This is a genomic window from Bdellovibrionota bacterium (assembly GCA_035292885.1).
Taxonomy (GTDB): domain Bacteria; phylum Bdellovibrionota_G; class JALEGL01; order JALEGL01; family DATDPG01; genus DATDPG01.
Window position 1 is genome coordinate 1 of sequence record DATDPG010000109.1, and the last position, 15,680, is coordinate 15,680.

General features: G+C 53.8%; 13 protein-coding genes. 5 read left to right on the plus strand and 8 right to left on the minus strand.

Annotated features, from left to right (window positions below; translation table 11 throughout):
* The 5 genes from VI895_08695 to VI895_08715 all read right to left on the minus strand — a co-directional run.
* Positions 1 to 542: aminotransferase class I/II-fold pyridoxal phosphate-dependent enzyme (locus VI895_08695; protein ID HLG19874.1), on the minus strand; the 542-nt coding region annotated here is incomplete at its 3' end.
* Between the two features lie 6 nt (positions 543 to 548).
* Positions 549 to 1,904, minus strand: coding sequence for an ATP-binding protein (locus VI895_08700; GenBank protein HLG19875.1), 1,356 nt, complete (start codon positions 1,902 to 1,904; stop codon positions 549 to 551).
* Positions 1,905 to 2,082: 178 nt separating this feature from the next.
* On the minus strand, positions 2,083 to 3,270 hold the full coding sequence (locus tag VI895_08705; protein HLG19876.1) for an AAA family ATPase: 1,188 nt from the start codon (positions 3,268 to 3,270) through the stop codon (positions 2,083 to 2,085).
* 254 nt (positions 3,271 to 3,524) lie between these two features.
* Positions 3,525 to 6,089: an O-antigen ligase family protein gene (locus VI895_08710; GenBank protein HLG19877.1), complete on the minus strand. Its 2,565-nt coding sequence runs from the start codon at positions 6,087 to 6,089 to the stop codon at positions 3,525 to 3,527.
* Positions 6,090 to 6,175: 86 nt separating this feature from the next.
* Entirely contained in the window at positions 6,176 to 7,597 is a 1,422-nt protein-coding gene (locus tag VI895_08715) for an O-antigen ligase family protein (protein ID HLG19878.1), read from the minus strand.
* A gap of 65 nt (positions 7,598 to 7,662) precedes the next feature.
* Here VI895_08715 and VI895_08720 point away from each other — a divergent pair, with 65 nt between their 5' ends.
* From VI895_08720 to VI895_08740, 5 genes are read left to right on the plus strand one after another with little or no spacing between them, the layout of a single operon-like run.
* Positions 7,663 to 8,616: a glycosyltransferase family 2 protein gene (locus VI895_08720; protein HLG19879.1), complete on the plus strand. Its 954-nt coding sequence runs from the start codon at positions 7,663 to 7,665 to the stop codon at positions 8,614 to 8,616.
* An 8-nt stretch (positions 8,617 to 8,624) separates the two neighbouring features.
* Positions 8,625 to 9,917, plus strand: coding sequence for a hypothetical protein (locus tag VI895_08725; GenBank protein HLG19880.1), 1,293 nt, complete (start codon positions 8,625 to 8,627; stop codon positions 9,915 to 9,917).
* Positions 9,907 to 11,082, plus strand: coding sequence for an N-acetyl sugar amidotransferase (locus tag VI895_08730; protein HLG19881.1), 1,176 nt, complete (start codon positions 9,907 to 9,909; stop codon positions 11,080 to 11,082). Before VI895_08725 ends, VI895_08730 begins: the two co-directional genes overlap by 11 nt.
* Positions 11,079 to 11,702, plus strand: coding sequence for an imidazole glycerol phosphate synthase subunit HisH (gene hisH, locus VI895_08735; GenBank protein HLG19882.1), 624 nt, complete (start codon positions 11,079 to 11,081; stop codon positions 11,700 to 11,702). The genes VI895_08730 and hisH overlap by 4 nt, the downstream gene beginning before the upstream one ends.
* Positions 11,699 to 12,508, plus strand: coding sequence for an AglZ/HisF2 family acetamidino modification protein (locus tag VI895_08740; protein HLG19883.1), 810 nt, complete (start codon positions 11,699 to 11,701; stop codon positions 12,506 to 12,508). Before hisH ends, VI895_08740 begins: the two co-directional genes overlap by 4 nt.
* On the opposite strand, the gene VI895_08745 is transcribed toward VI895_08740, so the two are convergent.
* The 3 genes from VI895_08745 to VI895_08755 form a co-directional block, all read right to left on the minus strand.
* Positions 12,491 to 13,705 carry a glycosyltransferase gene (locus tag VI895_08745; GenBank protein ID HLG19884.1) on the minus strand — a complete coding sequence of 405 codons (1,215 nt, stop codon included), beginning with the start codon at positions 13,703 to 13,705 and terminating at the stop codon, positions 12,491 to 12,493. The two genes, VI895_08740 and VI895_08745, sit on opposite strands and share 18 nt — an antisense overlap.
* Complete coding sequence (locus VI895_08750; GenBank protein HLG19885.1) at positions 13,702 to 14,880, minus strand: glycosyltransferase family 4 protein; 1,179 nt, start codon at positions 14,878 to 14,880, stop codon at positions 13,702 to 13,704. Before VI895_08750 ends, VI895_08745 begins: the two co-directional genes overlap by 4 nt.
* On the minus strand, positions 14,877 to 15,680 hold an 804-nt coding region (locus VI895_08755), incomplete at its 5' end, for an ABC transporter ATP-binding protein (GenBank protein ID HLG19886.1). The genes VI895_08755 and VI895_08750, both read right to left, overlap by 4 nt.

Consider the following 15,680-nt stretch of genomic DNA (forward strand, 5'->3'; position numbering starts at 1 on the left):
CCCGCCATACCGAAAGTTCCCAACGATCGGCCGTCATATTTCGATCCCAGGCCGCAGGCTCCGTCTTCAATGAGGATCAGATTCTGCTCACGGCAGAAATTCAAAAACGCCCGGCCGTCCGCGGGAATTCCAAATTGATGAACCAGCACGATCGCCCGCGTTTTTTTTGTTAATTTGGCGGCGACATCATTCAAATCGAGGTTGTACGTTTTCGGATGTATGTCCGCGAAGACGGGCGTGGCTCCGCTCGACATCACGGCGTTGACGGTCGCGATGAACGTGTAGGACGGGCAGATGACTTCCGATTCGGGCTCCAGACCCACCGCCGCACAAATGCTCTCGAGTGCCGAAGTTCCGGAATTCGTGGCGACGGCATAGACCGATCCGCACAGTTCCGCGACACGTCGCTCGAAGGAGAGAGCGAATTCCCCTTCGGTCCAGCGGCCGGACATCACGATTTCCCGGAGCGTCGCGAGCAGCGCTTCCGGATCGTCCGGATGATCGGGCCTGGAGAGTGGGATCTTATACACCGTCGACGCCATCGTACATTAACGCGCCGGATCCACAAAAACTTCAATCGTCTTGAACAGATGGAGGGGCAAAGATTCATAGGGTAAACCGTGGATCTTCGTCTGAGCGATCATTTTGCCGATGACCAATGGATTTCGATACTTTCGGATCTGCTTGAGTTCCTCCGGTCGGATCTGCTCGGTCCACTTCACCTCGACGGGATAGAAGCGCCCGTGCCGCACGTAAGCGATGTCGACCTCTCGTTCCGCCTTGATGTAGTACGTAGGGAACATTCGCTGGTAGTGGCAGACGACAGCCGCCTCGGTGAGCTTTGAAGCACTCTCCGCATCGTCGACCGCCCGTAATATCTGGGATCGGTAGGGTTCGGTGGACGGATTCAGCCAATGCGCGACAGCGTGAAAAATAAATGGATCGTTGAAGATGACCTTTCTTGCCTTCTTGGGAGCGGCGGTCAACTTGTCTTCGAGAAGTGCGTACTGAACGAACAGTACGTCCATATTCTCCAAGAGATGCACATAGTCCGCGACCGTTTGATGGTGGTCGATGGAGAGGTCCTTTGAAAGACTTTGCCAGGTGATCTGAGCTCCATACCGTTTTTGGATTCCTTGAAGAATCTCCCGCAAGTAATGCTCGGACTTCCCGTGTTTAAGTGCATCTCCACGGATCCAATCGGAATAAGTCAGAAGAGTCGCGGGTGAAATCAGGCGGTGTGCCGTGAAATCGTTGATTGCGGGCAAGAAACCGCCGTGGATCAAGTATTCCCGCCACTGGGAAAGGAGCGCCGCCGGGTTCTCCTTTTCCGCTCCCCCTGTTTTGAGGACTACGACGTCCCGAAAGGATAGGGGATAGAGATGAAAATCAACGCGGGAGGCCGTGCCGCGCCTGCCTGGAAAACGCTTTCTCGCGTCGCGGAGCAGAGCGAGATCCGAGCCCGTGAGGAATAATAGGGTGTTCGCGAGCAGCCCCGCATCGGCCAGGTATTTGATCCCCTTATCCCAGTCACGGATATATGTGACTTCATCCAAAATCAGGAATCGAGGTTCATCGGACGGCATCTGTTCGGTAATCTGTTGGATGAGGCGCACAAGAACGTGGTGATCATCGATCAGCTCGCCGGTGAGAAAACAGAGGGTCTTCGGATTCTGTTTTGATCGGAGCAATTGGAGCATCCACTGTTTGAGAAACGTTGTCTTTCCAACCTGCCGCCCTCCGGTGACGGAGTATATTCCCGGCGTACGTGTCGGTAGTTCTCGGAGGAGCGGAGAATGAAAGACCAGCGGCAGCGTCCTTAATCGCCGCAAATTCGGGTCCAGCGACTCAAAGGAATCGGGCTGTTCCCAGTGGGTATTGTGCGGAGCAAATCGGGGGTCCACATTTGGATAATAGCTGTTATCCAAATTTGGTCAATCACTAAAGTCCAAATTCCACGTGCCATCTAACGCGCCGGATCTACAAAAACTTCAATCGGTCCAATCGCATAGCGGCTTCGGACTTCCTCGGTGAATGTTCGAAAACTTGTTTCTCGGGGAATTCGGAACCTACGCCAGGTTCTCAGGGCAAATTCGCAAGAAATCGGGCGGCAGGGAGAATTCGAATTTGACAGCCGCAAATATCCGCCGGCCGCCAATCATTGGATCCGTGCAGGCTGATTTGAAAAGCATACGGGATCGCGACCCGCTCCAGGAGATATTTGAGGTTCGGATCGAGCGACTGTTCGCGATGCTTCACTTCAACGGCCATCCACGGCTTTCCCTTTCGAACGAGAACAAAATCGACTTCACGGCCCAACGTATCCCGGAAGTACCGAAGCTCCATTTTTTCCCCCCGCACGTCCTCGCACCAGTGAACCAGCCTCAGCAGGTGAAACGCAACCAGGTTTTCAAAACGGGCCCCTTCGGATTCCACGCGCGGCCAGTCCCAAAGGTAAAGTTTTCGTTCCTTTTTGACCGCTTTGATTCTCGGCGCCCCCAGCGGCGGAAGACGAAACGAGGCGTAGAGGCGGTCGAAGATTTCCAGCCAGTGGCGCGCGGTCTCAAAGGCCACCTCTAGATCCTCCTTCAGGCTGTTAATCGAAAGGACCGATCCGACCACGGCGGGCAAACGATCGTAGAGCAATTCCAACCGATCCAGATCCCGAAGGTTTTCGAGATCACGGATTTCTTCGCGAATCAGTCGCGTACCGTGGCCGAGCCGCCACCGTGCGGCCGTTTCCTCGCTCCCCGAAAAGAAAGGTTCCGGGAAACCGCCGAGCGCCAAAAGGTCGGCGAGCGTTTTTTGGCCTCTGCCTCCCGGATCGGTAGACATTTGCACCATATCTTCCAGCGTCTTGGGGAGCTTCGTCTTGAGCAATTCGGAGAGCGTAAACGGATGAAGCCGGTAGAAAAAGTAACGCCCCTGGAGCGAGTCCCCGCCCCGGCTATATACATCCAGGCGTGCGCTTCCTGTAACGAGGAAGGCGTGCTTGGAACGGTGAACGTCGAACTGCCCCTTGAGCCAGTTTCTCCAATTCCGAAATTTATGAAGTTCGTCGAAGACCCAGAGCTTGGATGCTGCGTCCATTTGGGAATGGCGGAGAATCTTGCGATGGGCATCCAGATCCCAGGTGTAATAGGCCCCGCTCCAATTCTTGAGAATGGACTCGGCCATCGTGGTCTTGCCGCACTGCCTCGGCCCGGCCACAAGTACCATCTTTTTCTTGAGATCTCCCTCCACCAGAGATGTGATTCGCCTCGGCTCCATAGTCCTATTTTAGATATAACTCTAAAATACTTCGATGTAAACTATAGTCTGGTCTAAAAAACAACTACGGAAAAATCTAGTGTCCCGAGTCCGGCGGTTTGTCCGCCAAAAATGGCACGTCGTTTGTGTTTCAAACCAATTTCGGCCCGACGCGCCCGCCCGATGCAGGCGGGAAATCAAGGTGAAACGAAGGATCTCGGTCATCTTGGGAGGTCCCAATATCCACAGGGGTGAAAGACGATGTCCGTCGTACATCAACGCGCCGGATCTACAAAAACTTCAATCGGTCCAATTGCATAGCGGCCGTCCTTCTCGAGAGGGGTGAACCCCACGCCGGTGATGACGGGGGGCGAGGGATGCGTTGAAACCGGCAACGAATTTCGTACGAATGGAAAAGCAACCTCCCACATGCCATCGCCAAGGTTACGAGCTTCCTTCGGCGTCAAGAACAGGCGTTCGCCCGCTTGGACAATCATCTGTCTTGAGAGCGGTCGGAAGGATTTCACCTGGATACGAAACGAAATTGAACTTGGCTTGAGTTCAATGTGAACCGGCAACAAATATGCATCCAAGGTCGTTTGCACTCGCCGAACCTGGACGTCGAGAATCTCAGGAGTCTCCAGGCTTCCCGCGGGTGTAATCCAGGTGGTGTTCGACGCCGTGATCGGACTGTTCGGCCTCAAACGCGGAGAGGGTAGGTTGTCGTCGAGCCGGATGGTCATGGGAGTACGGCGAAATCCGGCTTCCTTGAGCCGTAGTAAGAAAGTCCCGACATCCCTTCGCCGCGCACCGATTCGGTTGACCGCTTGAGAAAGATCGATTCGATCCGAAACGATCGGGAGAATTCGGAAAAAATCCCGGTCCCAATCTTCCCCGTCAATCGCCCGTTTTTGCGCTTCCGCCCAAGACTTTTCGATCTGTTCGGCAGGCTTGGGTTCGAGGATGGCCCGAAAGAGCGCGACATGCCAATCTCCGGGAGTAAGGCCCTCCGCCACGTTTAAATGGTCCGATGTCTTGCTCTTGTCTCCCTGCCTGAAGGAAAGAAGCGCCGCTTCCAAACGAAACCTGGCGACCACGGACGATGGGAGAGGGCCGGGGTTTTCGGCCATGGTCGTGATCAACGGAAGTGATTCCGAACTCGGCAGTACGGGTATCATCGCGCGCAACGATTCGACTCGGGGGAAAAGAAGCCAGGGAGCCAGCGACACGGCGGCCGTATAGCCGATCTTAGCCCGGTCCGGATGGCCCAACCAAGCTTCAGCCTGGGCCAAGGTGAACAGGGCATTGGCATCGATCGGGTCGGACTCAAGGATCGACTCCGCCTCTGCGATTTGCAGGTGCGCCAACGCATAGCGGTCGGTCAGCGTGAGAGACGCCACCGATGAGGGCGCGATGGCCGCGACCGACTCTCTCCCCTTGGGCATGCCCGGAAGGATTCGGTATGCGCCTGCCGCTATGCCGGCGACGCAAATTGCGGCGAGAGCGAACCGGAACCAGCGAATCCCCGCAAGATCATAACGGCGTGTAGCGAGGGTTCCGCCGACGAGCACGGCGAGGAGGATTTGATGGGCCGGGAGCGGAGCGTTGAAAACAAACATTGAATTCAGAAGAAGGGCCGACGTCCCCAGAGCAAAAGCCGGATTCACGGATCCCGGCTTTTTGGCGCGGACCGTTCCAACCATGGAGCAGATCAAGAAGAAAAGAAGCGCGGTCAGACACGCGAAGCCGATCAAGCCCCCGGAAGCGAGAGCTTCCAGATAATCGTTTTCCACGTGTTCCGCGTGCACCCAACTGGTATTCGCGGCCCCGATGGAGGAGACACGGGAAAACGCGCCGAAACCGACGCCGGCCAGCGGAGAGTGAAGCCAAAGGCGCGCGGCCGTTTTCCAGAATTCGATTCGAAGTTCGGTGCCCGCTATAAGTTTTTCCGGTGTCGAGGTGAGACGGGCAAACGAAGGAGCTTTCCAGATCAGCGCCGTGAGTGTGGCGACCGACAGGGCGAACCCGACGTAAAAACCCCTGGCCCATCGCACTCCTTCCCGCGGCTGGTTTATGGCGAAATGAACAAGAAGAGTTCCGCCCAATGCCGCGACCGCCGCCCGCGAGCCTGTGAAAAAAAGGCCGAGAGACAACAACGAAACACATAGGACGAGAGAAATCCGATAGCTCTTGGACGTCGCCAGAGACAACAAGCCGACGCCCAACGCGGCGGACGCGCAGAATAACGCTCCGGCGTGGTTCGCGTTGACGTACGGTCCGAAAAAGGTCCAGCCACGTTCCAAGAACCAGAACATCTTCTGGGATCCGGAGAAACGATGCACCAAACCAAAGAATGCAACGGCGGCGGCGAACGCACAGATCCAATTTGCCAGGCGCCGCCGAACCTCGGGGAGGCGCATCAAGACGCAAGACGCCGTGAGCACGAGCGAGAACGTGAGAAGGTCCAGAAGGGCTCCCAGAGTTGAAGGGGTATCGAGCGAGACCGGGTAGCCGTTGGGGCGAGGACGTATTTCCAAAATATTTAATTGAGCGAAAGTAAGGTGGTGAGCCAGCGGAGATAAGATCCTGAGCAATGAGGAAGGAAGCGAGACACACTGGAAAACGCCGAGCAGAACGATCCCAAGCCATAACCCGACGAGGAAGGTCAGGAAGGGAGGTTTCTCGGGCGCATTTCGATGTTCGTGGGAAGCCGCAATAATAAGGACAACCAGAGTAAGCAGGGACGCCAGGAGCGGATAGATTCGCTCGAAGGGGGCCGCGACACCTCCCAAGCAGATTGTGGCCGAAACCCATAGGAGAAATAGGCCTGTTCCCAACACTTGAAAGATCTTGGAAGTGTGGACGGAGTGGGTCGATTTTTCGGGTTCGGTATGCATCTTAAAAGAAAAGAAACAAGGCGTTGATACTAGGACGCGATGGCAGGCCTCCAGTCGTTGTATTGCCGGGCCATCTTTAGGAACAGGGCGCACGCCAACCAAAAGGGAAAACAGAAGACGCTTCCGACGGAAGTGAACCAACTCTCCACTGAGCTCGACACAAGACCCACGAGAAAAACCGAGAAGAGAGCTACCGTGAACCGATAGTTCGCCGTGGAAAGCCCGGGATTAATGACGTGCGCAACTCCAATAATGAGGACATACAGTAGGGATCCAAAAAGAGGAAACGCACCGAGCCATCCCATATTCAGTAATTCTTCGAGGTAGCTATTGTGGACATGGCCCCCTTGAAATTCACGAATGATGGGGAAATAGCCCTTTTGGAACAGCCGATCGACGACTCCAAATCCGTATCCAAAATATGGACGTTTCTCAATTAAGCGGTGCGACGCCTTCCAGACTTCCTTTCGGCCGCTTCCGGATTCAAGTGTCTCCTTTCGAATCACGGTGTCCTGAAAAAATGATTCGTTCGCTTGGTAATCATTTTCTGTGTCTTTGATAAACAGCAAGTGGATCGATCCAAAGAAAAGAATACCCGCCAGAAGAAAACCGAGTCGTTTTCGGTAACACAGCGTGAATTGAACCAATAACCCTACGGCGGCGGCAAGCAGGCCTCCCCGAGAACCCGACAGGACGAGAGCCAATAGAGAAACGATCGCAAGAATAATTGCCAGGACTCGTCCTTGTTTCCGCGCCTTTTCAAAAAGGTACCAGACGAGGAGAGGGGCCATAAACGCACAATAGTGTCCTAACTGGTTTGGATTCCCCATGACGAGCCGAAGTCTACCCCCGACGTACATCCCCGGAACGCGCGAAATCAACAAAACGCAGCCGACTGCGAGAATAATTGCGAAGCCCTTTCGAACAGATATTGCATATCGTTCGCATACGGCGGGGGCGTCACAACGAAACCAAAAATAAATGTAAATAATGAAAAAGAGCATGAGAAACGATATCGCTCGTTGAAGAGAGGTCACGGGGTCAATGGATATCGGTGAGCTCACGGTTCCGATCACGCCGGCGAGAAAGAATAACCAATGGAGAAGCGTGCTGCCCGTTTGTTGCTGCGGTTGGCGATTTGCGTTCGAACGCAGAAAAAGCATTAGGCCGCGAACGGCCACCAACCCCAAAACTAGAAATCGAACGTAGAAACTGCTGTCTGAAATGTCTTGTCGAAAGGAGCTACCCAGAGCGAGTGTAAGCAAAAGAATGACAGGCAGAATGGATTCGTCGACACGAAATACGGTGATCGTGATGGCCAGGCCTCCGAATAAGTACACCCAGAGTTTGGTCTCGCCTTGGACAAGCGCCCATCCGGCGAAGAGCGCGGCAGACAAGAAAAGGATTCCTTCGGTGATCCGCCGTTGATGACTTTCCACCGTCAGTATCATAAAGTTTTCCAAACAAATTAGATACCTTGTTGGTGCAAAGGTTCGTTTAGATTATGGTTGTACGGATGCGGATCGATCTATCGATCATTATACCTTTTTTCAACGAAGAAGGGTGTGTGCGAGAGCTGGTTCACCGGGTCGCAACGGTGTCTCGGCAACTCTCGTTGGTTTTTGAAGTCATTGCGATTGAAGATGGAAGTCGAGACCGGACGTATGAAAAGCTCGTAGAAACTTCGAGGGACTTTGAGGAACTGCGCGTGCTTAAGCTTTCTCGAAACTTTGGGCAAATGGCGGCGCTATCGGCGGGTCTCGATTCGGCGATCGGTGACGCGGTACTGGTCATGGACGGCGACCTTCAAGATCCGCCCGAACTTATCCCGAAATTTGTTGCGGCTTGGCGTGAGGGCGCCAATGTGGTCAACGGACGCCGGAGATCACAACCGGATAAAGGTCTGGTTCGGTTGGGAAAATGGATCTTCTATGTTTTGATGACCAAGTTTTCACGGGCCCCCTTCCCGAACAATGTCGGAACGTTTTGTCTGATAGATCGCAAGACACTTGATTTCATCGGAGCAATGCCGGAACGCCAACGTTTTTTTGCGGGTCTTCGCGCGTGGGTCGGCGGAAATGTCGCTTGGGTGGAATACGATCGGTCCGAAAGATCTCAAGGAGAAAGCCGAATCGGACTCCCCGGGCTTTGTCGCCTGGCGTGGATGGCTCTGACTTCCTTCTCAAGCGCCCCCCTTCGTATAGCATCGGTCGTCTCCATGTCGGTCGGTTTAATCCTTTTTGGAGTCGGGCTAACGGCGATCATCATTCGTCTAAGCACAAATCTCGCAATTCCGGGATGGGCGACGTTTACTACGCTCATCGGTATCACAGGTTTCTTTCAATCTGTCGTACTGGCCATTCTTGCGGAATACGTCGCCGTGATGTTCGATGAGATTAAGCGTCGCCCCCTGTACGTTAAGCAGGTTGAAATTAGAGGTGGAAAGCCTGCGGAAACTCGTGTCGACTAGCGTTCATTGTGAGTGCAAGCACGTCCAACAAGAAGATTCTCTTATTAAGTTATTTTTTCCCCTCTTATCCGGGTGTGGGGAGCCGGCGTTGGGCAAAGTTTGCAAAACTATTGACGCTTCGCGGGTACACCGTGCATGTAATCTGCTCCCGAAACCCTTTTCCTGAAATTTCACCGTGGTGGGACGAGATTAAGGACGCACCCGGTATTGTTCGGCATGAACTTCCACCCCACTTTCCGGAAGCCCTAACCGATCGCGTTGTCAAATCCACTTGGTTGAAGGTGCGATTCCACGTAACAGCTCGCATCGCACGAATAATCGCACGTGGGAACATTTATGATCGAGCGGTATTTTGGAAATCCGCTGTATTAAGAGAGGCGAGTGAAGTCATCCGCAAGGAGAATATTGGAGTCGTTGTCGCTACGGGCGCACCGTTTCGTATTCTTTATTACGCCACGCTTCTCAAGAAACGACATCCATACCTGCGGGTCCTGGCTGATTTTCGTGACCCGTGGGTGGATGCCTCGTTCCTTCTCGGGTACCGCTACTTGTCCAACCGAAGGAAAACGTTCGAACAAGAGCTGGAAGGATCCGTCGTGCTTCATTCCGATGTCGTTCTCGGCGTGGCGGATTGGCTATTGAATGATTTGCAAATGCGGCATCCCGGCTCTTCCGCACGTTACGTCGTTCTTCCCAACGGCTTTGATCCAACCGATATTCAATCCGTCCGACGAACGAGAAAGGACGATGGAAAGATTCGGTTCATCTTGACGGGGGACCTTTATGCGGAGGCCGACTACGTGTTCTATCCGTTTCTTCAGTCCCTAAAGGAGCTCAAGCAGAGCCATCCGGCTCTCTTTGACGGGTTGGACATTCGGTTCTTCGGCCGCCATCGCGACCCGTGCCGTCGAGCCGTGAAAGATTTCGGGCTGGAGTCAACGATTCAATTTTTCCCGTCGTGCCGAACGAAAGATATCTTTCAAGAATTGGCCGACGCTGATTTTGGCCTCCTTTTTCAGCATTACGATTTCGCGTTCTCAACCAAGTGTGTTGAATATATTTCCTTGAGAAAACCGATTTTGCTTTGTGCGCGCAGGTCTCAGGTGATGGATGAAATCGAACAACTCGGAATCGGCTTGGGATGCGAACCTCATAACATGAAGAGCAGGCTTCTCGATGCTCTCGAAGGATTTGTGAAAGGGAGGCCGCTTTTCAATCCATCGTACGACGAAAAACAATTTAGCCTCGATCGCATCACGGATCGCCTCGTGGAAGTTCTGGAGGCGAACGATGGGGGTTGAGCAAACGAAATTGAATGGCCCGCTCGAACGACACCGCTGCAGTCGATGCGTGATGGACGACGACGCCGACCCCGCGATTCGGTTTGACGCGAACCAAGTCTGTTCCTACTGTCGCGAATGGGACGATCTTAAAGCAAACCACGTTTTGACCGCGGACCGGGCGAGTTCCGAATGCAAACGTATTGTCGGAGAAATCCGCGAAGCGGGTCGTGGCAAGGAATATGACTGCGTTCTGGGAATCAGCGGTGGCGTGGACAGTACCTATTTGGCGTATATGGCCAAAGAGCTTGGATTGAGGCCCTTGGTCTTTCACTTCGATAATGGATGGAACTCTGAGCTGGCGGTCAAGAATATCGAAAATATCTGTCGACGATTGGGTTTTCATCTTCATACGCACGTTGTTGAGTGGGATGAATTTCGTGATCTGCATTTGGCCTATTTGAAAGCCTCAGTGATCGATATCGAAGTTCCGACCGACCATGCCATCAATGCGCTCGGGATGTTGACGGCGGCCCGAATCGGCGTTCGATTCGTTCTTACGGGATGCAATTTCGCAACGGAGTCGCCTCTCCCAAAGGCGTGGGTTTGGGAAAAGATGGACCTACTCAATCTCCGCGCGATTCAGCGCCGCTACGGGACGAAGAGATTAAAAACCCTTCCAATGCTCGGATTCTTGAAAGGCAGTTACTATCAGGTAGTGAAAAGAATTCGCTTCATTGACCTTTTGAATTTTCTTCCCTACCAAAAAGACCGGGCCAAAACGACGATCGAAAGGGTACTCGGCTGGCGCGATTACGGAGGAAAGCATTACGAGTCGATCTTCACGCGCTTTTATCAGGGCTACATCCTTCCCACGAAGTTCGGCGTGGATAAACGAAAGGCTCATTTGTCGTCCTTGATTCGTACCGGACAGATGACCCGGCAGGAGGCGTTGGCGGAGCTTTCTAAACCTCCTTACGCAGCACAGCTGCTGAAGACAGACCGGGAGTTTGTGCTTAAGAAACTGGGGTTGACGGACGAACGGTTCGACGAAATCATGCGTAAACCGCGGGTCGAACATGATCAATTCCCAAGTTATCGAAAAGCTCACTACCGTTATCACAAACAATTGTTTGATTTGATCCGACCCGTGACTCGCCTCTTGAAACGGGGCGCCGCCAGATGATCGCCGTCATTGATTATGGACTGGGCAATCTAAAGGCTGTGACCAACATGTTTAGGCGGATCGGCATTGAGACCTGTTTGACGGCCGAACGGGAACAGATCGAACAAGCTGACAAACTTGTGCTTCCCGGCGTGGGCGCCTTCGATCATGGAATCCAGCAACTACGAACACACAAGCTCATCGATCTTCTGCGCCAGGAGGTTCTTGAACGAAACAAACCCATTCTAGGGATTTGTCTCGGAGCGCAGCTCCTGACGCGAAAGAGCGAAGAGGGTACCGAAGAAGGGTTAGGATTTCTGCGTGCGGAATGTGTGAAATTTAGGTTTGAGGGCGAGAAAGGCCAACTTCCCGTGCCGCACATGGGTTGGAGTCCTTTATCCGTCATGAATCCCGGCGTCCTGTTTGCGAACATGGAGCCGCCTCTTCGCTATTATTTTGCGCATTCTTACTGGCTCAAAGCAGAGGACGAAACCACGGTCGAAGCGTTTGCCGAATATGGAGCGGCATTTCCCGCCGTGATTGTTCAAGGCCGCATCATTGCGGCGCAATTCCACCCTGAGAAAAGCCACCGGTATGGAATGGCATTTTTGAAAAACTTCGCCGAACGATTTGGGTCATGAAAGAGTACCGTGTGATCCCCGTCCTCCTCGTGGATCAGGGGCGCCTCATCAAGACCAAGGCGTTCTCCAACGAGGTTTACGTCGGGGACCCCATCAATACGATCAAAATTTTTAACGACAAAGAGGTGGATGAAATCGTCGTGCTGGACGTTACCGCGAGCACGCGAGGTGCAGAACCTGACCTTGCGATGATCGACGCTCTAGCGAGCGAATGTTTTGTGCCTCTGGCTTACGGAGGCGGAGTCAATACAGTGGATCAAGCCAGGCGCATCCTGCGGTTGGGAGTAGAGAAAATCATCTTGAATACATCGGCGCTTGATCGGCCACCTTTGATCCGGCAAATCGGCGATCGATTCGGAAAGCAAAGCGTTGTCGTCTCGATCGATGTGAAGAAAACGTTTCTGGGCGGGTATCGAGTCATGCGCGATCGGGCACGCAGGAAAACGGAGTGGCATCCCGAACAGTTCGCGAAAGAAGTTGAATCCCTTGGAGCCGGGGAAGTCATTCTCACCCGTGCGGACCATGAGGGAACGCTTCAAGGATACGATGTCGAGCTTATTCATCGTGTCGCTAGCGCAGTCCACATCCCCGTAATCGCGCATGGGGGAGCTAGGGGAATGGACGATTTCGTAGCCGCCGTACGTTCGGGCGCTTCGGCTGTTGCCGCGGGCCATATCTTCGTTTTTCACGGGCCCCATAACGCCGTTCTAATCACGTTTCCAAGCCGCAACGAGCTTGAAACGGAATTCTTCGAGCGAGTCTCTGATCGAAAAGATGACTTACGTCGATCAAATTTGTCGGCGTAATTGATGTAACGCCCGTCCGAAAGCTTCGAAATTCGCAGTGGCCCGAAATTTTTCAAGATACGTTTGACGAGCATTCCGTCGCATATGTGGGGAGGACGAGGGGTGTCTTTCGATTACAGTGGCAATGTCCTTCGCCGAAGCCGTGGGCGACAAAAGATATCCGTTGGCGCTATTGATGATCTCCGGGACGCCCCCGACGGTGGTCCCTAGACACGGAATGCCGAACGCAAAAGCTTCCATCATGGATACAGGAAGGCCTTCCGAGCGGCTTACATTTACAAGAAGGTCTACCGGGTTTTGGCGATAGTGCGCGAGAACATCTGCATTTGGCACATTTCCGCGCAGGTCGGCGCGGATATTTTGGGGAAGATGAGTTGTTTTCTTTCGAACGTCGGCCATCTCGGGACCGTCGCCGAAGTGCGTCCACTCCATGGGTCGCCGCGCCAGGGAGAGTACATCAACGAGATAGGGCATTCTCTTTACCGGGAGGACAGCGGCGCAACTGACAACACGCAGTACCCCGTCGCTTGAGGCGGGGCTCTGAGCGACCGGGTCGTCTATGCCTAGATACGCCGCGGAAATCTTGGAACCATGTCGCGGAAATTTTCGGTGGAGATAATTTTGACCCGCTTTCGAGCAAGGAAAAAGATAATCCAAGCCGGAAATGGTGCTATGTTGGAAGGGTAGTTTCGTTCGCCCAGTGGCTTCGGAAAAGAGATCGTACCCGTGAGCTCGTGCCACAAATAGGGTCTTCGGATAATGTTTCTTAAGACGACTGATCGCAAAAGCCGCCGGCCCCGACCAAAAAGAATAGACCACGTCGAAGTTCTCGATCTTTAGGTTGTTCACTAATGCGCTTTGAATCAGAACGCTTTGTCCCCAGAACGAGACGACGTCTTTCCAAAATTTCTTCGGCCAAAACGGGATCTCCTTTCCGAGTGAAAGGAGGCTCGCTGCAGAGCATTTTGTGCGGAGGGTTCCCTTACTCTTTGAAACCTCCGCTAATTCATCGAGGGCGGTCGCCGAAACGGATGCGTTGGAAGGAAGGCGGTATTTAACGGTTCGCGATGCTCCCGGATAATTGGTGGGAACGACGAGCACTTCTTGAAAGGTACGGCACAGATAATCACATTCCAGCCCGGGAAAATGTTCGTTCGTTTCGAACGGGTATTCGTCGACCAGATAAAGCAGCTTCACTTGAGCCCACCAAAGGCCTCGCTGGCGATCTTCTTGGCAACGCGAATCCAAGAATATTGTGAACGCACTCTTTGGCCGAGATTTTGTCCAAGCCGTTGCCGTAACTTTGGATCTCGAGCGAGTCGAATCAACGCACCGGCCAGTTGCTCCACGTCTCCGGATCGGATCAGGATGGCTTCCTTCTCCGCTTCGACCACTTCCCGAACCGGAGCCTCGTCCGGAACGATGACGGCCTTATCCATTGCGCCGTATTCGAAAAGCTTGATGGGAGAGCAATATCGAGTCGTTGCGGGCATCACGCAAATGTCGAAATTCATGATCACTCCCGGTACGTCGGTGTGGGGAACGTTCCCGGAAAAATAAATCCGATCTATGGCGCTCGATTGATCCACGTGTGCGCGAAGCGCGACGTTTCGGAAGGCCGGGCCGACAATCATGAGTCTGGCGTTCATTTCGGGGGGAATCCTCGAAAATGCATCCACCAACGTTTCCAAGCGATACCAAACGAGATCGGATCCGACGAAGCCGATCCATAATTCGGACGGCTTTTTCATCGGAGGATTCTTTGAAGGTTCGGCTCGTTTCGGATCGAACTGCTCAAGATTGACTCCGTTGGAGATGACAACGACTTTCGCGGCTTCGACGCCGTTGCTTTGGAGCCAATCACGGATGACGCCCGAGACCACGACGATTCGATCCGCAGCTCGAAGAGCATGCCAAATTCGGTGACGGAACCACGGCCAAAAAGGCCGAGGGCCGGAGAGGGTTCGGGCCTCTTCATCGAGCGGTGCGTGAATTTCCAACACGTAGCGCGAACGAAAAATCTTTGCGACGCTCGAAGCCGCACCTCCGGAGTAATCGATCCGCTCGTAAACGACATCCGGCCGGATCAATTTGAATTCGCGCCGTAAAACGTGAGCGAAGGACCGATCGCTGTTGAGGCGGCGCAGGTCTTTCAAACCTTCCCAAACCACGGTGGGCACGAAGCCACGCAAACGATGGCTGCGAACTCCCGGCGATATAACGCCCGGACCGGAATATTTCTGCGGGAGGTGAGTGGATACGTCGATTCCAATTTCTTGAAAGGCGGTGCTCAGTTCACGGATATGGGTTGCGTATCCGCTCGGTACGTCCAGCCGATAGGTCGGATTGCTGCAAATGTACGCCAGCCTCACAGCTGCCTCGAGATCGCCCCATACGTGGTCTCATGGCTGAGGGCCCCCTTCTTGAGTTCGATGATGCGCTGCGTGTGGCGCAATGTCGTCACACGATGGGCGACAATGATGACGGTGTAGCCTTCGAGAGAGAGTTGGCGGATCGATTCCGTGATTTCCGCTTCGGTCCCGGGATCCAACGCCGACGTCGCTTCATCGAAAATAAGGATCTGCGCTCCCGAATACAATGCCCGGGCGATGCCGATGCGTTGCTTCTGTCCCACGGAGAGAGTGGCTCCCCGTTCGCCCACCGGGGTATCCACGGATTGGGGCAGTGAACCTATAAATTCTTCAAGACTGGCCAATCGGATGACGTCGTTCAACCGGCCGATATCCACTTGGTCGCTGGGAACTCCGAACACGATATTTTCGCGCAACGTCCCCTCGAGGAGAAAAACCTCTTGTTGAACGTAGCCGATCAGACGGTACCAGGCTCCATGGCGGTCGGGAGTCAACTCGGTCCGATCGATGAGGATGCGGCCGGATGTAGGCCGAAGGAACCCGAGCAAGAGATTCAATATCGTCGTTTTTCCCGACCCAGAAGGGCCGACGATTCCCACGCATTCCCCTTTCTGAATGGTAAGAGAGATTTGGTTCAATGTTTCTCCGGAACCGTCCGGATAGCGGTAAGATACGGCATCGAAGTTGATTTCGCGATCAAACGGGAGAGGTTGTGAGGTCGGCTCGCCCGACGCCGCCGGAGCTTCTCGTGCGTCTTCTAGAACATCGAGTGTGTATTGATGGCCTTTGATTGAAAGAAG